We start from the raw sequence: 16179 nt of genomic DNA, 5'->3' as shown, positions 1-16179 counted from the left end.
GTCACCCCTGGTTTCCGGAGACGGTCTCGCGCATGGCCCGCAGGGACTCCTTGAGGGAGCCCATGGTGGCGAGAACGGCCGTCGGCTCGTAGCCGCAGTGCGCCATGCAGTTGGCGCAGCGCGGGTCCTTGCCGCGGCCGTACTTGTCCCAGTCGGTGTCCTCGATGAGCTCCCGGTACGTCGTGACGTACCCGTCGCTCATCAGATAGCAGGGCCGCTGCCAGCCGAAGAGCGAGTAGTTCGGGATCGCCCACGCCGTGCACGGGAAGTCGACCTTGCCTTCCAGGAAGTCCAGGAAGAGCGGGGAGTGGTTGAGCCGCCAGCGGCGCCGGTTGCCGCCCGAGAAGGCCTTCTTGAACAGTTCGCGGGTCTGCTCGACGCCGAGGAAGTGCTCCTGGTCGGGCGCCTTCTCGTAGGCGTAGGCGGGCGAGATCATCATCTCGTCGACCTTGAGGTCGTCGTTGAGGTAGTTGAGGACCTCGATGATGGTCTGCGGGGTGTCGGTGTTGAAGAAGGTCGAGTTGGTGGTCACCCGGAAGCCACGCTTCTTGGCCTCCTTGATGGCCGCCACGGCCTCGTCGAACACCCCCTCCTTCGCCACGGACTCGTCGTGCCGCTCGCGCAGCCCGTCGATGTGCACGGCGAAGGCGAAGTACGGCGAGGGCGTGAACTTGTCCATCTTCTTGCGCAGCAGCATGGCGTTGGTGCACAGGAAGACGTACTTCCTCCTGGCCACCAACTGACGCACGATCTCGTCGATCTGGGGGTGCATCAGGGGTTCCCCACCGGCGATCGACACCATCGGCGCACCGGACTCCAGTACGGCGCCCACGGCCTGGGCCACCGGCATGCGCTGCTTGAGCACACCCGCCGGGTGCTGGATCTTGCCGCAGCCCTCGCACTTCAGATTGCAGGCGTAGAGCGGTTCCAGCTCGACGATGAGCGGAAACTTGTCCCGCTTGCGGAGCTTCTGTTCAGCCAAGTACGTAGCGACCTTGATGGACTGGCGGAGCGGCATGGCCATCTGGCTCACCTCCTGGGGAGCAGCAAAGAACGGTGCCATTCGAAGAAAGCGGGAAGGACGGCACGAAGGACGCGGAAAGCCGATATTCCACCGCGCACCGTGCCGATCCGGACCAGTTCATGTTCTGGAGCGTCCACGACCACCCGTACGGCCGCAACCGGGCGCGCGCCCGTGCGCACGGCGCTGTGGAGCGTGGCCGCCGACTCCATGTCGACCGCGATTGCGCCGGTGGCGAGCAGTTCCGACCGTTCGTGTCCGCGTACGACATGGTCGGAGCCGGTGAGGGGCCCGGTGTGCACGGTGCGTCCTGGCACGGCCCGCACCAGCTCCTTGACCAGCAGGTCGGTGCCCACACACGGCGTGGTGACGTCGCCCGGCCCCCGGGTCTCCTCGGCGACGACCAGGTCACCGGGGTGCATGCCCGGCGCGAGCCCGGCGCAGAACCCGGTGGCCAGCACGGCCGCCTCGCTCAGCGCCGGGTCGGCGAGCGCCCGGGTGACGGAGCTCTCGGCGGCCTGGGGCCCCATGCCGGTGCGCAGCACGGTGACCGGGCCCCCGGCGACCCACCTGTTCGGTTCGGCTGCGGGGCGCTGAAAGCCGGTGTCGAGAGCCCGACCGTGCTCAGCCCCTCCTTCGTCGGGGCCTCCGCGCGCTCGGCCTCTCGACACCGGCGCGCCCCTCCGCCTCACGCCACGGTCGCCGCCGCGCAGGGCGAGCCGCTCGATGCCGAGCGCGCAGGCGATCAGCAGCGGGGCCGGGGCGGGAGCGGGGCTCATCAGCTCGCCCTGCCGAACGAGAAGGGCTCTCCGTTGACGTACCGGCCGAGCGCGGTGAGCGGGAACACCTGCCGGTAGAGGTGGTAGTTGATCGAGAAGTCCCACGGGAACCCGGTCCCCGTGAAGTACGGCTCGTCCCAGGAGCCGTCCTCGCGCTGGGTGCTCGCGAGCCATGCGATCCCGCGTTCGGTGGCCTTGGACTCCCGCTCCCCCGCCGCCAGCAGCGCGAGCAGGGCCCACGCGGTCTGGGAGGCGGTGGAGGCGCCCTTGCCGCTCCACTCGGCGACGTCGTGGTAAGAGCGCAGGTCCTCGCCCCAGCCGCCGTCGTCGTTCTGCACGGTCTCCAGCCAGGCCACGGCCCGGCGGATCGCGGGGTGCGCGGCGGGCAGCCCGGCGGCGACCAGCGCGGGCACCACCGACCCGGTGCCGTACACGTAGTTGACGCCCCAGCGTCCGAACCACGAGCCGTTGGGCTCCTGTTCGGCGAGCAGCCACTCGATGCCCCGGCGGGTGCGCGGGTCGTGCGCGAGCCCCTCGACGGCGAGCATCTCCACCACGTGTGCGGTGACGTCGGCGGACGGCGGGTCGATGACCTCGCCGAAGTCGCAGAACGGCAGCCGGTTGGGGAAGGCGCTCGTGTTGTCTACGTCGAAGGCGCCCCACGCGCCGTTCTTCGACTGCATCCCGAGGTTCCAGCGCACTCCGCGCCCGATCGCCCGCTCGACGCGCTCCGGGTCGTGGTGCTTGACGCGGCGCAGGGCGAGGACGACCTCGGCGGTGTCGTCGATGTCGGGGTAGTTGTTGTTGTGGAACTCGAACGCCCAGCCGCCAGGCGGGAGTTGAGGCCGCTTCACGGACCAGTCGCCGGGCCGGACGATCTGCTCGCCCAGCATCCAGTCCGCGGCCCGCACCAGTCGCGGATGGTCGGCGGGCAGGCCCGCGTCGGCGAGGGCGATGGTCGCGAGGCAGGTGTCCCAGACCGGCGACTGGCAGGCCTCGATCATCCGGGCCCCGTCCTCGCGCCACACGGCGAACCGGTCGAGGGACTCCAACCCGGCCCGCATGACGGGGTGCTGGAGGTCGTAGCCCAGCAGGTGCAGGGCGATGACGGAGTACACCGCCGGGGGCTGGATGCCGCCCCAGCAGCCGTCGTTCTCCTGCCGCTCGATGATCCAGCGGGCCGCGCTGTTCATGGCCGCCCTGCGCAGTCGGCGCGGCGCGACCTTGCGATACGCGCGCACCGCCTTGTCGAGCCGCTGGAAGACGCCGTCCCAACTGGCCGCCGGAGCAAAGGGCTTGACCGGGTTGGGGTTGCCGGGGTCGGTGTGCAGTTCGTCGAGCGGGAAGGGCGCGGGCCGCACGGGCCGCTTCGCGGAGACGACCGTCAACGGCACGATGGTCTGCCGCGCCCAGCAGCCGAAGTCGTAGATGTTCAGCGGCATCCACGGCGGGAAGTAGATGAGTTCCGGCGGGAGTTCGGGCAGGTCCTCCCACTTCCACCAGCCGAACAGGGCCAGCCAGATCCGGGTGAAGACACGGGCTGAGGCGATACCGCCCCGCGCGCGGACCCACGCCGACGCCTTCGCCATGTGCGGCGCGTCCGGAGCGTCCCCGGCCAGCCGCAGGGCGACGTACGCCTCGATGGTGGTGGAGAGTTCGCCCGGCCCGCCGTGGAACGTGGCCCAGGTGCCGTCCTCGCGCTGCTCGCCGCGGATGAACAGGGCGGCGGCGTGTGTGGTCTTCTCGTCGCGGATGCCCAGGAACTGACGGAGCAGCAGGTCCTCGGCGTCCATGGTGACGTTGGTCTCCAGGTCGCCCTTCCACCAGCCCTGGGCGTCCTGGCGGGAGAGAAGAAAGTCGGTGGCGCGCTGTATGGCGCGCGCGGCGGCATCCTGGACCCCTGCCGCCACTGGGGTGTCGATGGCGGTGTCGGTTTCGCTGGCCGAGGCAGCGCGGGGCGGCAGGGCCCCGGTGCTTCCGTCGGTCGTCGCTGTCATGGCTTCCCCTTCGTGCAGTGGCATGTCTCTGCTGTGGGTCAGCCGTCGGCCGGTGCTCGTCCGCTCGCAGCACCGGCCGGCGACTACGCGAGGCTTATTCGACCGATAGGGGTCGCCCCCTTCGCGATAGTGATCATCTCTTCCGTACGACGACGAAGTCGGCGAGCGCCACGAGCTGGGCCCGCACCTGGTCCGGCATCCGGATCGAGTCCAGGGCCTCGATGGCGGTGGTGTGCTGGCGGCGCGCCTCCTCGGCGGTCCAGCTCCGGCCGCCCGCCTCCTCGATGAGGGCGGCGCGGGCGGCGAACTCCTCCTCGGAGAAGTTCTCGAAGTCGCTGCTCTTGGCGTCGGCGGCGAGCAGTTCACCGAGCCGCTCGGAGGCCGGGCCGCCCGCCGCGAGCGCGGCCACGACCGGCAGGGACTTCTTGCGCTGGCGCAGATCGCTCCAGGTCTGCTTGCCGGTGGCCTCCGGGTCGCCCCAGATGCCCAGCAGGTCGTCGATGGCCTGGAAGGCGAGGCCGAGGTGGTAGCCGTACTTCTCCAGCGTGTCGGCGGTGTGGTCGTCCGCGCCGCCGAGGACCACGCCGATGGAGCAGGCGCAGGCGAGCAGGGCGCCGGTCTTGTTGCCCTCCATCTCCAGGCACTCCTCGACGGTGACCCGCTCGCGGTGCTCGTACGAGATGTCCTGGGCCTGCCCGTCGATGAGGGCGCGCGTTGCCGTGGTCAGGCGGCGGGTGGCGCGGCCGGCCTCGACGGTGCCGAGTTCGAGGAGGATCTCGTTGGCGAGGGCGAACAGGGCGTCGCCGACGAGGATGGCCTGGGCGGGGCCGTGCACCTTCCAGACCGTGTCGCGGTGGCGGCGCTGTTCGTCGCCGTCCATCAGGTCGTCGTGCAGCAGCGAGAAGTTGTGCACCAGCTCGACCGCGACCGCACCGGGCACGCCGACCTCGGGCGCGGCCCCGGTGACCTGGGCGGACAGCACGGCGAGCGCGGGGCGTACGGCCTTGCCGCCGTCCCCGTCCGCCGGGTTGCCCTGTGCGTCGATCCAGCCGAAGTGGTAGGCGGCGACGGTGTCCATGGGCGTTGCCAGGCGTTCGACGGCCGCCCGCAGCACCGGTGTGGCCAGGGTCCGGCCGCGCTCCAGGAGCGCGGTCACGTCCACCGCGGTCTCTCGATCGGCCGTGGAGGCCGTCGGGGGCACAGTGGGCACAGTCTCTCCTCTTGTTGCGGTACCGGGGGTGCGGGGGCCCGCCGCGCGCTGATCGAGCGTCACGCCGCCTCCTCCACGTCGAAGAGGTGCTCGCGGGGCCGGCCCAGGGCGCTCAGCGCGGCGTCCGCCGCGCTGATGCCGCTGCGGACCGCACTCTCCATGGTCGCGGGCCACCCTGTGGCGGTCCACGCTCCGGCCAGGTAGAGGCCGGGATTCTTGGTGCGGGCGCCGGGCCGCAGCCGTCCGACGCCGGGGGTGGGGGCGAACGTCGCCGTGCGCTCCCTGGTCACGAAGAAGTCCTTCACCTGAGCGCCGCGCGTGGCGGGCAGCAGCCGCTCCAGTTCCGGCAGATACCGCTCACGCAGCACGGAGACCGGCTCGTCGATCTCGTCCTGCGCGGCCGACTGCGACAGCGCCAGGTACTGGCCGTCGGACAGCCCGGATGCCCCGGTCCGGTCGAAGACCCACTGCACCGGGGTGCCGAGTGCCGCGAAGAACGGCCGCTTGAGCACCTTGCGGTCGTAGACGACATGGACGTTGAGGATCGGCGCGGTGCCGATCTGAAGCAGTCGCTCCGGTGCGTCGAGCGCGCCCTCGGGCAGCAGTTCGTGCGCTTCCCGCTGCGGTACGGCGAGGACGACCACGTCGGCGTCGAGATTCTCGCCGGGAACCTGAACGTTCCAACGCCCGTTTCCGTTGTGGGAGATGGAGGTGACGCGTGTACGAAGTTCGGTACGGACGCCCGCCGAGTCGAGCGCCTTGCGGGCAAGCCGGTCGTGCAGTTCGCCCAGGGGGACGCGTGCCCAGCCGATGTCGGCCGCTCCCGGGTCGGAGAGCAGACCTGTCTTGAACACCATCGCGGCGAGCCCGAGAGAGGAGTCTTCGGCCACCGCGTTGAGGGTGGCGACCCCCACGAGGTCCCACAGTGCCTCGACGGCACGCGTCGACTGGCCGCGCGCGGCCAGCCAGCTGCCGAAGTCCTGCGTGTCCAGCGCCGGGTCCGCGAGGTCGAGTGCCTTGAGCGCCAGTGCGGCACGTCCTACTCTGGCGCGTTCGGCCAGCGACAGGTGCGGATAGGTGGCGAGGCTTCTCGCCAGATGCAGCGGTACGGGCAGCGCGGTGCGGCTGAGTCTGCCGAGCCGTCGTCCCGGTGTGCCCTGGGCGTCGAGCACGGGCACGTCGAGACGATCCTGCAGCGGTGCGAGCGCTGCCGCGTCGATGCGGTCGAGGAACCAGCGGTACGCCGTGCAGCACCGCAGGTACACGTGCTGCCCGTTGTCGACGGTCAGGTTGCCGCGCTGGAACGAGAAGGCGAGCCCGCCCAGCCTCGGCCGCCCTTCCAGCAGCGTGACGCGCATCCCGGCGTCGGCGAGCGAGAGCGCGGTGGTGATCCCCGCCAGTCCCCCGCCGATCACCACGGCCGTCCGCCCGGGACTGTCCGCGTCGAGCAGCCCCTCGGGCTGTGTGCCGTCGGTCATCGTGCCCCCTCCCCGGCTGGCCCGCCGTGGTGGTCGAGCGGTCCACGGCCGGTCGTCGCAGTCAGGGACGCGGCCTGGTGGCGGAGGGTTGCGTGCCGCTTTTCGCCACCGGTATCACCTTGGGTCGATGTGTCCATCAGACACGCCTCCTGGTGGTCCGGCGGGACACATGGCGGGCGTCGAGACCCGACAGCCCGCGCACGGCGACATACGCCTTCTCGCGCCCGGGCAGCGAGACCCGGCCGCGCAGCACGGCCTCCGGCTCGCGCTCGATGCGGTCGAGAAGACGGCGGTAGATGCCTGCCATGGCGGCGACACAGGCACCGCTGCGCCGGTCGAGCATGGGCAGCAACCGGTAGCCCTCGGCGAAGAGGGCACGGGCCCGGCGCACCTCGAAGTGCACGAGTCCCGCGAAGTCCGAGTCGGGCGGTGGCGTCGGCCCGCTGAACCCGGCCGAACAGCCGAACTTGGCGAGATCGTCGGAGGGCAGATAGGTCCGCCCGCCCTCGGCGTCCTCGCGGACGTCCCTGAGGATGTTGGTGAGCTGGAGCGCGAGCCCCAGCGTGTCCGCGTACTCCGGCGCCCGCTCCGCGCCCCGCGCCCCCGGTTCCGTACCGAACACGCCGAGCGAGAGCCGGCCGATCGCCCCGGCGACACAGCGGCAGTAGACCTTCAGGTCGTCCCAGGTCTCATAGGTCTCGCCGCGTACGTCCATCAGAACGCCGTCAATGAGTTCGTCGAGGGCGCCGAGCGGGATCGGGAACTGTCTGCCCGCGTGGGCGAGGGCGACCGCGACCGGGTCGGTGTCGTCCTCGTCGACCGAGCCGTCCTGGATCCGGGCGAGCAGCGTCCGGGTGTCCTCCAGCCGGGCCGCCTTGCTCTCGGGTGCCAGCGCGCCGTCGCCGATGTCGTCGACACGCCGGGAGAACGCGTAGAGCGCCGACATCGCGCGACGCTTGGGCGTCGGCAGAAGTCTGATGCCGTACGCGAAGTTGCGGGCCTGCTGTCCGGTGACGGCCTCGCAGTAGCTGTAGGCGGCGAGTACCGGTGCGGACACGTGTTGGTCGGACTCCACGGTCCGGATCACCCCTCTCCTCGCAGAGTCACGCCCACCTCGCGCAGCAGCCGGAGCTTGCCGGGCTTGGGCGGGCCGGGAAGTACGTCGTATTCAGCGGCGGCGATCGCCTGGATTGCCGCCCTTCCCCCCGCCACGAACCCCGCTAGGAGCAGCCTCAGCCTGCCGTGGACGCTACCCACGAGGGGGGTGCCTTCATTCAGGAGGTTCAGGGCGCGTTCTGCTTCGTATGCAACCAGTGCGCGCACCGATGCGCCTGCCGTGGGCGCGGTGAGGTCCGCCTCCTGGACGTGAAAGCGCTTCATGTCCGCGGCGGGCAGATAGATACGGTCCCGCGTCAGGTCCTCGGCGATGTCCTGGAGGTGCTCGACGATCTGCAGCGCGGTGCAGATCGCGTCGGAGTGGCGGACGCGCTCGGGGGTCGAGGTGCCGGTGACGGCCAGCACGAGGCGGCCGACGGGATTGGCGGACAGCTCGCAGTAGGCGAGGAGATCGTCGTACGTCTCGTACCGCTTGACGAGCTGGTCCTGGCGGTTGGCGGCGATCAGGCCGAGGAAGGGCTCGGGCGTGAGGGAGCGGCGGCGGACGGTCGGCTTCAGGCGCCGCAGCAGCGGGTGGCGCGGAGTGGAGTCGAACGCCCGGTGCAGGTCGGCCTCGAAGGCGTCGAGGAGGACGAGTCGGTCCTCGGCGTCCCGCGGACCGACGCCCAGCAGACGGGCGTCCGCACCGCCGGGGGCGAGGTCGCCGTCACCGATGTCGTCGACGAGGCGGGCGAAGCCGTAGACGGCCATCAGGTCGTCGCGCCAGGCCCTGGGCAGGAAGAACGGTGCCACGGGGAAGTTCTCGTCCGCGGCCTTGGCGAGGGTGCCGCGCTCCGGGTCACCGGTGTGCGCCGTACCGGCTTCGGTCACCGCTCGCCACCCGGCGCGGGGACGGCACGAGCGTCGCGGAGGTGGAGAGTATCCGTAGCCATTGCCGTCACATCTCCCGTTCTACACTGCCGACCCAATACACAATGTTTCGGACACGCCGCCCGACGGTCCGCGCGGGCGGCGGATGCCGGGTGTCGCGCATTATGGCCCTACTTGCCGCGATTCGGCACCGGTACAGCTTACGTTGTACAACGCGCCATGCTCTGCCCGGGTGTCCTGCACATCACAACAACACACCGATTGACCCCCAAGATTCCTGAGGGCGGCCGGAGTTGACGTTTCCTTTGCAGACGCGGGGCCCCGCCGGAACAGTTCCGGTGGGGCCCGGGGCCGTACGGGCTACTTGCCCGTGAACTTCTCGTACTCCTTGAGGACCTCTTCGGTGGGTCCGTCCATGCGCAGTTCCCCGCGCTCCAGCCACAGGACGCGGTCACAGGTCTCGCGGATCGACTTGTTGCTGTGACTGACCAGAAACACCGTGCCGGCCTCCTTGCGCAGCTCGCGGATGCGGGCCTCAGAGCGCTTCTGGAACCTGCGGTCACCGGTGGCCAGGGCCTCGTCGATCATGAGGACGTCGTGGTCCTTGGCGGCCGCGATGGAGAACCTCAGGCGCGCCCCCATGCCGGACGAGTAGGTGCGCATGGGCAGGGTGATGAAGTCGCCCTTCTCGTTGATGCCGGAGAAGTCGACGATCTCGTCGTAGCGCTCCCTGATCTGCTCGCGGGACATGCCCATCGCGAGCCCGCCCAGGACGACGTTCCGCTCGCCCGTCAGATCGCTCATCAGGGCCGCGTTGACGCCGAGCAGGGAGGGCTGGCCGTCGGTGTAGACCTTGCCGCTCTCCGCGGGCAGCAGGCCGGCGACGGCGCGCAGCAGGGTGGACTTGCCGGAGCCGTTGGAACCGATCAGGCCGATGGCCTCGCCTCGGTAGGCCACGAAGGAGACACCCCGCACGGCGTGCACCTTGCGCACCCCGCGCGCTTCGTCGTCGGATCCTCGCCTGAGGATGCGGCTCAGGGCGGCGGTGGCGCTGCCCTTGCCGCCCCTGGCACCGTTGACGCGGTAGACGATGTGCAGGTCGTCCGCGATGACGGTGGGGACCCGGTTCCCCTCCTTGGCGAGGTCAGCCACGGCCGTACCTCTCCTCGGCCCTCCAGAAGAACACGAAGCCGACCACGCCGGCCAGCAGCGCCCAGCCGAGCGCGAAGGCCCACACGTGCGGGGGCAGGTAGGAGGAGTCGTACTTGTCGATCAACGCGAAGCGGGCCAGGTCCATGTAGACCGCGGCGGGGTTCCACTGGAGGACGTCGGTGAGCCAGGCCGGCGCGTTCCTCCTCTCAAGCATCGCCGGGAGGCTGAACATCACGCCCGACGCGTACATCCAAGTGCGCATGACGAACGGCATCAGCTGAGCCAGGTCGGGAGTTTTGCTGCCCAGGCGCGCGAAGAACAGCGCGAGGCCCGTGTTGAAGATGAACTGCAGGACCAGCACGGGCACCACCAGCAGCCAGGACAGGCTCGGGTAGCTGCCGAACCCCACCATGATCACGACCAGCACGCCCATCGAGAACAGCAGTTGCTGGAGCTGCTGCAACGAGAACGAGATCGGCAGCGAGGCCCGCGGGAAGTGCAGCGCGCGCACCAGGCCCAGGTTGCCCGAGATGGCACGCACGCCCGCCAGCACCGAACTCTGGGTGAAGGTGAACATGAACACGCCCGTCACCAGGAACGGAACGTAGATCTCGTGCGGGACACCCCGCCGGGCGCCCAGCAGCAGGCCGAAGATGAAGAAGTACACGGCCGCGTTCAGCAGCGGAGTGACCACCTGCCACAGCTGACCGAGCTTGGCCTTGCTGTACTGAGCGGTGAGCTTCGCCCGCGAGAAGGCGAGGATGAAGTGTCGCCGCTCCCACAGTTGGCGGACGTACTCGACGAGCCCGGGCCGGGCTCCGCTGACCGAGAGCCCGTACTTGGCGGCCAGTTCGGCCGCGGAAAGCCCTGCATCGGGTGACGGTCGTTCGCTCACCGCGACCCTGCCGTCATGCGTTGTCTCACTCACAAGTGGAAACTTTCGTCCTCAAAGTGCGCAACCTGACCGGGCCGAGGCAGTTGACCAGGGACCGGGTACGCCGAATGCTCTCAGATATCGAGCTTGTCAGATGACAGGAGGTCGGCCCAGCCGGGTCAGACGCCACACCGTACGCCACTTCATGGGCCGTCGGGGACCGCACGGGGTGGTCCAGCCCTCCCGGAAGCCGCCGAACCAGGCCCGCAGGGCGGGACGCGTGGGTCTGCGTATGAGGGTGAGGAGCAGCCACACGGCGAGGTAGACCGGCACGAGGGGCGCGGGGAGGTTGCGGCGCGCGAGCCAGACCCGGTTGCGCGCCACCATGCGGTGGTAGACCGCGTGCCGCGAGGGCGCGGTCGCGGGGTGGTACAGCACCATGTCGGACCGGTAGTCGATCATCCAGCCCACGTCGAGAGCCCGCCATGCCAGGTCGGTTTCCTCGTGGGCGTAGAAGAATTCGTCCGGAAGTCCACCGACTTCGGCGAAAACCTTCGTACGTATCGCGGTGGCGCCCCCGAGGAAGGTGGTGACCCGGGAGGAGCGCATCGGGTCGGAGGCGCGCAGGCGGGGCACATGGCGGCGTTGGGTGACGCCGGTGTCCGGGTCGCAGATGCGGAAGCTGATGATGCCGAGCCTCCGGTCTGCCGCGAAGGCGTCCCGGCACAGCACGGCGGTGTCGGTGCGGGCGAGGAGGCCGTCGTCGTCGAGGAAGAGGATGATGTCGACGTCCCGGCCGCTCGGGCCGAACGCCTGTACACCGGCGTTGCGGCCGCCGGGGATGCCGAGGTTCTCGGGCAGTTCGACCGTCCGTACGCCCTCGGGGACGTCCGGGACGGGCGAGCCGTTGCCGACCACGACCACCTCGACCGGGTCGCCGTCCTGCTTGGCGACCGAGTCGAGGAGGGCACGGAGTTCGTCGGGGCGGTTGCCCATGGTGATGATGACCACCCCGACCTTCATTGGGCCGCTCACTTCAACCTGCTGGAGGCGAGGATGGACACGAGGTGCAGCAGCGTCTGGAGGATCGCGATGCCGGCCAGGACGGCGATGCCGAGCCGCGTCCAGAACAGGCCGTCACCGGCGGCCAGGTCGGCGATGGCCACGACCAGGATGAACAGGCTGGCCTCGACGCCGCCGACCAGCCGGTGGAACTTCAGCGCGGCGGCGGCCCTGCGGGCGAGGGCGAGGCCGGAGGAGCGGGGCACGGACGCCTCGTCCGTGGCGGCGGGCAGGCCGCTGCGGGAGCGGGCCACATCGACCAGGTCCGTCTCGGCCTTGATCAGGATCGCGCCCAGGGCGGCCAGCGTGCCCAGGAAGGCCCACAGCCACTGCGGGCTCCCCGAGTCGCCGAACAGGTCGGCGCCGCGCAGGCCGAAGCCGACGAGAAGGGCCGCCTCGCACAGATAGTGCCCGATGCGGTCCAGGTAGACGCCGGTGATCGAGGTCTGCCCCCGCCACCGCGCGATCTCCCCGTCGACGCAGTCGAGCAGCAGGTAGAGCTGGATGAGCAGGGCACCGATGAGCGCCCCGGCCAGGCCCGGTATCAGAAGGGCCACGCCCGCCAGAACGCCCGCGACGACCATCAGGTGGGTGAGCTGGTTGGGCGTGATCCTGGCGTCGACCAGGAAACGGTCCACCCGCAGCGAGATCTCCCGCATGTACAGGCGTCCCGCCCAGTGCTCACCGCTGCGCCGGTCCTTCACCCCTTCGGGGTGAACGACGGGGCGGAGTTCAGCTACCGATGGCCTTGACATAGTCGGCGTATGCGTCCTTGATCTGGTCGGTCTTCAGGTCGAGGTGTTCGAGAATCGTGTAACGGCCGGGCCGGGTCTGCGGAGCGAACTCCACCACCCGGACGAACTCGTCCACCGCGAAGCCGATCTCCTCCGGCAGCACGGGCAGCCCGTGCCGGCGCAGCACCCCGGCCATGTACGCCGACTCCTCGCGCGCCCCGCGCAGATACATGGCGAAGGCCGCGCCCAGGCCGCACTGCTCGCCGTGGCTGGCGGCACGCCTGGGGTGGAGGAGGTCGAAGGCGTGGTTGATCTCGTGGCAGGCACCGGAGGCCGGACGCGAGTCGCCCGAGACGGACATCGCGATCCCGGTGAGGACCAGACCCTCGGCCAGCACCTGGAGGAAGCCGTCGTCGCCGACGCCGCCGGGGTGGCGCAGCACGGCTTGACCGGCCTGGCGGGCCATGGCGGCCGCGAGACCGTCGATGGACTCCCCGCGCTCGCGGTGGGCGAGCTCCCAGTCCGCGACCGCGGAGATGTTGGACAGGACGTCGCCGATGCCGGAACGGACGAAGCGGACCGGGGCCTCACGGATCACGTCGAGGTCGATGACGACGGCGATCGGGGTCGGCACACCGTACGAGCCGCGCCCCGCGTCGTTGTCGAGGGTCGCCACGGGCGAGCACAGGCCGTCGTGCGACAGGTTCGTCGCGACGGCGACCAGGGGCAGCCCGACGCGCGCGGCGGCGAACTTGGCGCAGTCGATGATCTTGCCGCCGCCGAGGCCCACGACCGCGTCGTAATGCCCGCGCTTCATGGCGTCGGCCAGGTGGATCGCGTCGTCCAGGGTGCCGCCGCCGACCTCGTACCAGTCGGCGTCGGGCAGGGCAGGGCCGAGCCGGTCGCGCAGCCGGGCCCCGGAGCCGCCGCTGATCGCGACGGCCAGCCGGCCGGAGGACGAGATCCGCTGGTCCGCGAGGACCGTCGCCAGATCGTCGAGGGCACCCGGGCGGATGTCCACGACGATCGGCGACGGGATGAGCCTCGTCAGTACTGGCACGCGATCTCACGTCCCCTGGCAAGGTCCTCGTGGTTGTCGATCTCGACCCACTTGACGTCACCGATGGGAGCTGTGTCGATCTTGAAGCCGCGGTTCACGAGCTCCTGGTAACCGTGCTCGTAGAACTGCTGCGGGTCGGTCTCCCAGACCGTCTTCAGCGCGTCGGCCAGCTCGTCGGCGGCCTCGCCCTCGATGAGGGTGACGCCGATGTACTCACCGGTCGCCTCGGCCGGGTCCATCAGCTTGGTGATCTTCGTCATGCCCTTCTCGGGGTCCACGACGACCTTCATCTCCTCGTCGGCGAGGGACTTCACCGTGTCGAGGGCGAGGATGATCTTCTTGTCGCCGCCCCGGGCGGCGAGCAGGGTCTTCTCGACGGAGACCGGGTGCACGGTGTCGCCGTTGGCGAGGATCACCGAGTGCTTGATCGCGTCACGGCCGCACCACAGGGAGTAGGCGTTGTTCCACTCCTCGGCCTTGTCGTTGTCGATGAGGGTGATCTTCAGGCCGTACTTCTTCTCCAGGGCCTCGCGGCGCTCGTAGACGGCCTCCTTGCGGTACCCGACGATGATCGCGACCTCCGTCAGACCGATCTCGGCGAAGTTGCCGAGCGTGAGGTCCAGGACGGTGAGGCTCTCCGCATCCCCTTCTACGGACCCTTCGGGTCCCACCGGCACCAGTGCCTTGGGCAGGGTGTCGGTGTAGGGGCGCAGACGCCGTCCGGCGCCGGCCGCCAGCACGAGGCCGATCATGCGGGTTCTCCTTCATCGTGTACGGCGGGTGCGTGCGAGGACACCCAGAAACGGATGCTCTCGGCGAGCACCAGCAGGGCCACGGCCACGGCGAGGGCCGTGAGCGCGACCGTGAAATCTGTGCCGACGAGCAGCACGGCGAGAACGGTGACCAGCAGCGTCCTGCCTTCGTGCCCGCCGATCGCCCGCACCAGCCACGGCGGTGGCGCGCCGGTGTTGCCGCGGATGCGGTACACCGTGTCGTAGTGATGGTAGGCGACGGCCGCCACCAGCCCGAAAGCCGCGGGAAGGGCTCCGTTCACCCCTGATCTGGCCGCCAGCACCAGGACGGTGACGTACTCGGCGGCGCGGAACAGAGGCGGAACGAGCCAGTCCAGAGCACCGGTGAGGGGGAGGGCGACGGCCGCGGCCGAGGTGAGGACGTACAGCGCGGCGGCGAGGACGGGCCACCCGCTGCCGTACGGAGCGGACCAGGCCACTGCGACAAGGATCACGGCGCCGGGCAGCGCCACGAAGGCGCGCGAGCCGAACGGCGGGGGGGCGGGCAGCTTCTTCAGCAGGCGCACGACGGCTTCCGCGAGCCCGCCGCTGTCCGCGAGGTCCGCGAGCGCGCGCGCCGCCCGGTCCGTTCGCTGCCGCGCCGTGCGCGTCAGCGAACGCAGCACGCGGCCCGCCGTGGTGTACATGGCCGCGAAGGCGCAGCCGATGAGCAGCGCGGAGAAAGTGATACGGGGAGTCGTGACCGCCGTGAGGACGGCGATCAGCGCCCAGCGCTCGCCGATCGGCAGGACGATCATGCGGCGCGCCCAGACCGTCCAGCCGACGCTGTCCAGCCGGTCGGAGAGGGCGGCGGCGGGGCTGTTGTCGGTGGTGGCGGCGGGCTCCCCGGCGTTCGCCTGGTTGAAGGAGAAGTCGACGACGTGGCGGCAGGTCTGGAGGACCATCGCGCCCAGCGCCAGGGCCCAGACGTCATCGCCGCCACGGGCCGCACCGAGCGCGAGGCCCGCGTAGTAGGCGTACTCCTTGGCACGGTCGAAGGTCGCGTCGAGCCAGGCGCCGAGCGTGGAGTACCGCAGGGAGTAGCGGGCGAGCTGGCCGTCGGTGCAGTCGAGGACGAAGGAGAGGATGAGGAGGACGCCGGCGGCGACGAAGCCGGCGCGGGTGCCGGTGGCCGCGCAGCCCGCGGCGATCAGGGCGGTCAGCAGAGAGGCCGTGGTGACCTGGTTCGGGGTCAGGCCGCGGCGGGCGCACCAGCGGGCGAGGTAGCGGGAGTACGGGCTGATGAAGTGCGTGGTGAAGAAGCCGTCGCGGGATTTCACCGCCGTGCGCAGTCGTACGGCCTCGTCGTCGACGGCGGCGACGGCCCGGCGGGCCTCGCCCAGGGCACGCGGGTCGGTGGGGACGGCGGCGACGAGGGTGCCGAGTTCGGGGTGGTGCACGGTGACACCGTCGGCGTCGAGGGCGGCGGTGACGCGGTCGGCCAGGCTGTCCACGGCGACGGCGGTCGTGCCGGACAGGGCTGAGCCCTCGCCGACCACGGCCCGGGTCAGGGCCTGGCGGGCGGCGGGCCGGACCGTGACGGCGCCGGGCAGCGCGGCGGCCGGGAAGCGGGGGTCGGTGAGCCCGAGGCGGAGTGCGTGGAGGTGGCCCACGAAGCGGGCGTCGACGATGGCCACCCGTTGGTCGGCAGGGACCGCGGCGAGGAGCGTCCCGGCGTCACCGTCGTCGGCAGCGACCCGCACGTCGAAGCCGAGCGACCGCAGATCGCCTTCCAGCGACGATCCGGGGCCCGGCTGACCGGTGAGGATGGCGGTCGACAGACGGACTCACTCCCTGAGACGTCGGCGCGTCCGCGCCGGGCGTGTGCGTGGTGACGCGCCCAGGGCCGCGAGGGCCGGGCGGCGTGTCGGCAGAGGTTATCGGATGATGGGAAACCTGCGTTCACCGCGCGTTCAAGGCCCGCTCTACCGGAACTGCTTGTTCCTCCGCCACGATCATCATCGGTGATTTTCGGCTTGCTTCACAAACTCGTGGTCGCAGATCACGGCATTGAGGGCATTGCCGACAGGCCCCG

The 16179-nt window shown here is 70.5% G+C and carries 15 protein-coding genes; all 15 read right to left on the bottom strand.

Annotated elements, in window-relative coordinates; translation table 11 throughout:
- Position 1: 1 nt before the first annotated feature.
- Entirely contained in the window at positions 2-1024 is a 1023-nt protein-coding gene (hpnH, locus tag ACWD3C_RS19975; RefSeq protein WP_451145608.1) for an adenosyl-hopene transferase HpnH, read from the bottom strand.
- Between the two features lie 5 nt (positions 1025-1029).
- Positions 1030-1800: a phosphorylase family protein gene (locus ACWD3C_RS19970; protein ID WP_451145606.1), complete on the bottom strand. Its 771-nt coding sequence runs from the start codon at positions 1798-1800 to the stop codon at positions 1030-1032.
- Positions 1800-3797 carry a squalene--hopene cyclase gene (shc, locus tag ACWD3C_RS19965; RefSeq protein ID WP_451145604.1) on the bottom strand — a complete coding sequence of 666 codons (1998 nt, stop codon included), beginning with the start codon at positions 3795-3797 and terminating at the stop codon, positions 1800-1802. Before shc ends, ACWD3C_RS19970 begins: the two co-directional genes overlap by 1 nt.
- Before the next feature lie 133 nt (positions 3798-3930).
- Positions 3931-5070, bottom strand: a complete 1140-nt coding sequence (locus ACWD3C_RS19960) for a polyprenyl synthetase family protein (RefSeq protein WP_451145602.1) — start codon at positions 5068-5070, stop codon at positions 3931-3933.
- Positions 5067-6485, bottom strand: coding sequence for a hydroxysqualene dehydroxylase HpnE (gene hpnE / locus ACWD3C_RS19955; protein WP_451145600.1), 1419 nt, complete (start codon positions 6483-6485; stop codon positions 5067-5069). The genes ACWD3C_RS19960 and hpnE overlap by 4 nt, the downstream gene beginning before the upstream one ends.
- Positions 6482-6622, bottom strand: a complete 141-nt coding sequence (locus ACWD3C_RS19950; RefSeq protein WP_451145598.1) for a DUF6380 family protein — start codon at positions 6620-6622, stop codon at positions 6482-6484. Before ACWD3C_RS19950 ends, hpnE begins: the two co-directional genes overlap by 4 nt.
- Positions 6622-7572 carry a presqualene diphosphate synthase HpnD gene (hpnD, locus tag ACWD3C_RS19945; RefSeq protein WP_451145596.1) on the bottom strand — a complete coding sequence of 317 codons (951 nt, stop codon included), beginning with the start codon at positions 7570-7572 and terminating at the stop codon, positions 6622-6624. Before hpnD ends, ACWD3C_RS19950 begins: the two co-directional genes overlap by 1 nt.
- The gene (hpnC, locus tag ACWD3C_RS19940) at positions 7569-8471 is read right to left on the bottom strand and encodes a squalene synthase HpnC (RefSeq protein ID WP_451145594.1); all 903 of its coding nucleotides are present in this window, start codon (positions 8469-8471) and stop codon (positions 7569-7571) included. Before hpnC ends, hpnD begins: the two co-directional genes overlap by 4 nt.
- A gap of 360 nt (positions 8472-8831) precedes the next feature.
- Positions 8832-9623 (bottom strand): ABC transporter ATP-binding protein, encoded by a 792-nt coding sequence (locus ACWD3C_RS19935; RefSeq protein ID WP_451145592.1) that lies wholly within the window; start codon positions 9621-9623, stop codon positions 8832-8834.
- Positions 9616-10551 carry an ABC transporter permease gene (locus tag ACWD3C_RS19930; protein WP_451145590.1) on the bottom strand — a complete coding sequence of 312 codons (936 nt, stop codon included), beginning with the start codon at positions 10549-10551 and terminating at the stop codon, positions 9616-9618. Before ACWD3C_RS19930 ends, ACWD3C_RS19935 begins: the two co-directional genes overlap by 8 nt.
- A 96-nt stretch (positions 10552-10647) precedes the next feature.
- Entirely contained in the window at positions 10648-11532 is an 885-nt protein-coding gene (locus ACWD3C_RS19925; RefSeq protein WP_451145588.1) for a glycosyltransferase family 2 protein, read from the bottom strand.
- A complete protein-coding gene (locus ACWD3C_RS19920) occupies positions 11529-12314 on the bottom strand; it encodes a CDP-alcohol phosphatidyltransferase family protein (protein ID WP_451145586.1) in 786 nt (261 codons plus the stop codon). Before ACWD3C_RS19920 ends, ACWD3C_RS19925 begins: the two co-directional genes overlap by 4 nt.
- A complete protein-coding gene (locus ACWD3C_RS19915; protein WP_451145584.1) occupies positions 12292-13353 on the bottom strand; it encodes an iron-containing alcohol dehydrogenase family protein in 1062 nt (353 codons plus the stop codon). The genes ACWD3C_RS19920 and ACWD3C_RS19915 overlap by 23 nt, the downstream gene beginning before the upstream one ends.
- Complete coding sequence (locus ACWD3C_RS19910) at positions 13341-14105, bottom strand: phosphocholine cytidylyltransferase family protein (protein ID WP_451145583.1); 765 nt, start codon at positions 14103-14105, stop codon at positions 13341-13343. The genes ACWD3C_RS19915 and ACWD3C_RS19910 overlap by 13 nt, the downstream gene beginning before the upstream one ends.
- A complete protein-coding gene (locus ACWD3C_RS19905) occupies positions 14102-15925 on the bottom strand; it encodes a DUF5941 domain-containing protein (RefSeq protein ID WP_451145686.1) in 1824 nt (607 codons plus the stop codon). The genes ACWD3C_RS19910 and ACWD3C_RS19905 overlap by 4 nt, the downstream gene beginning before the upstream one ends.
- Positions 15926-16179: the final 254 nt, after the last annotated feature.

The sequence above is a fragment of the Streptomyces sp. NPDC002845 genome, assembly GCF_053591955.1.
Note: the sequence above shows the minus strand (reverse complement) of the source record. Positions and strands in the feature narration are given on the sequence as shown.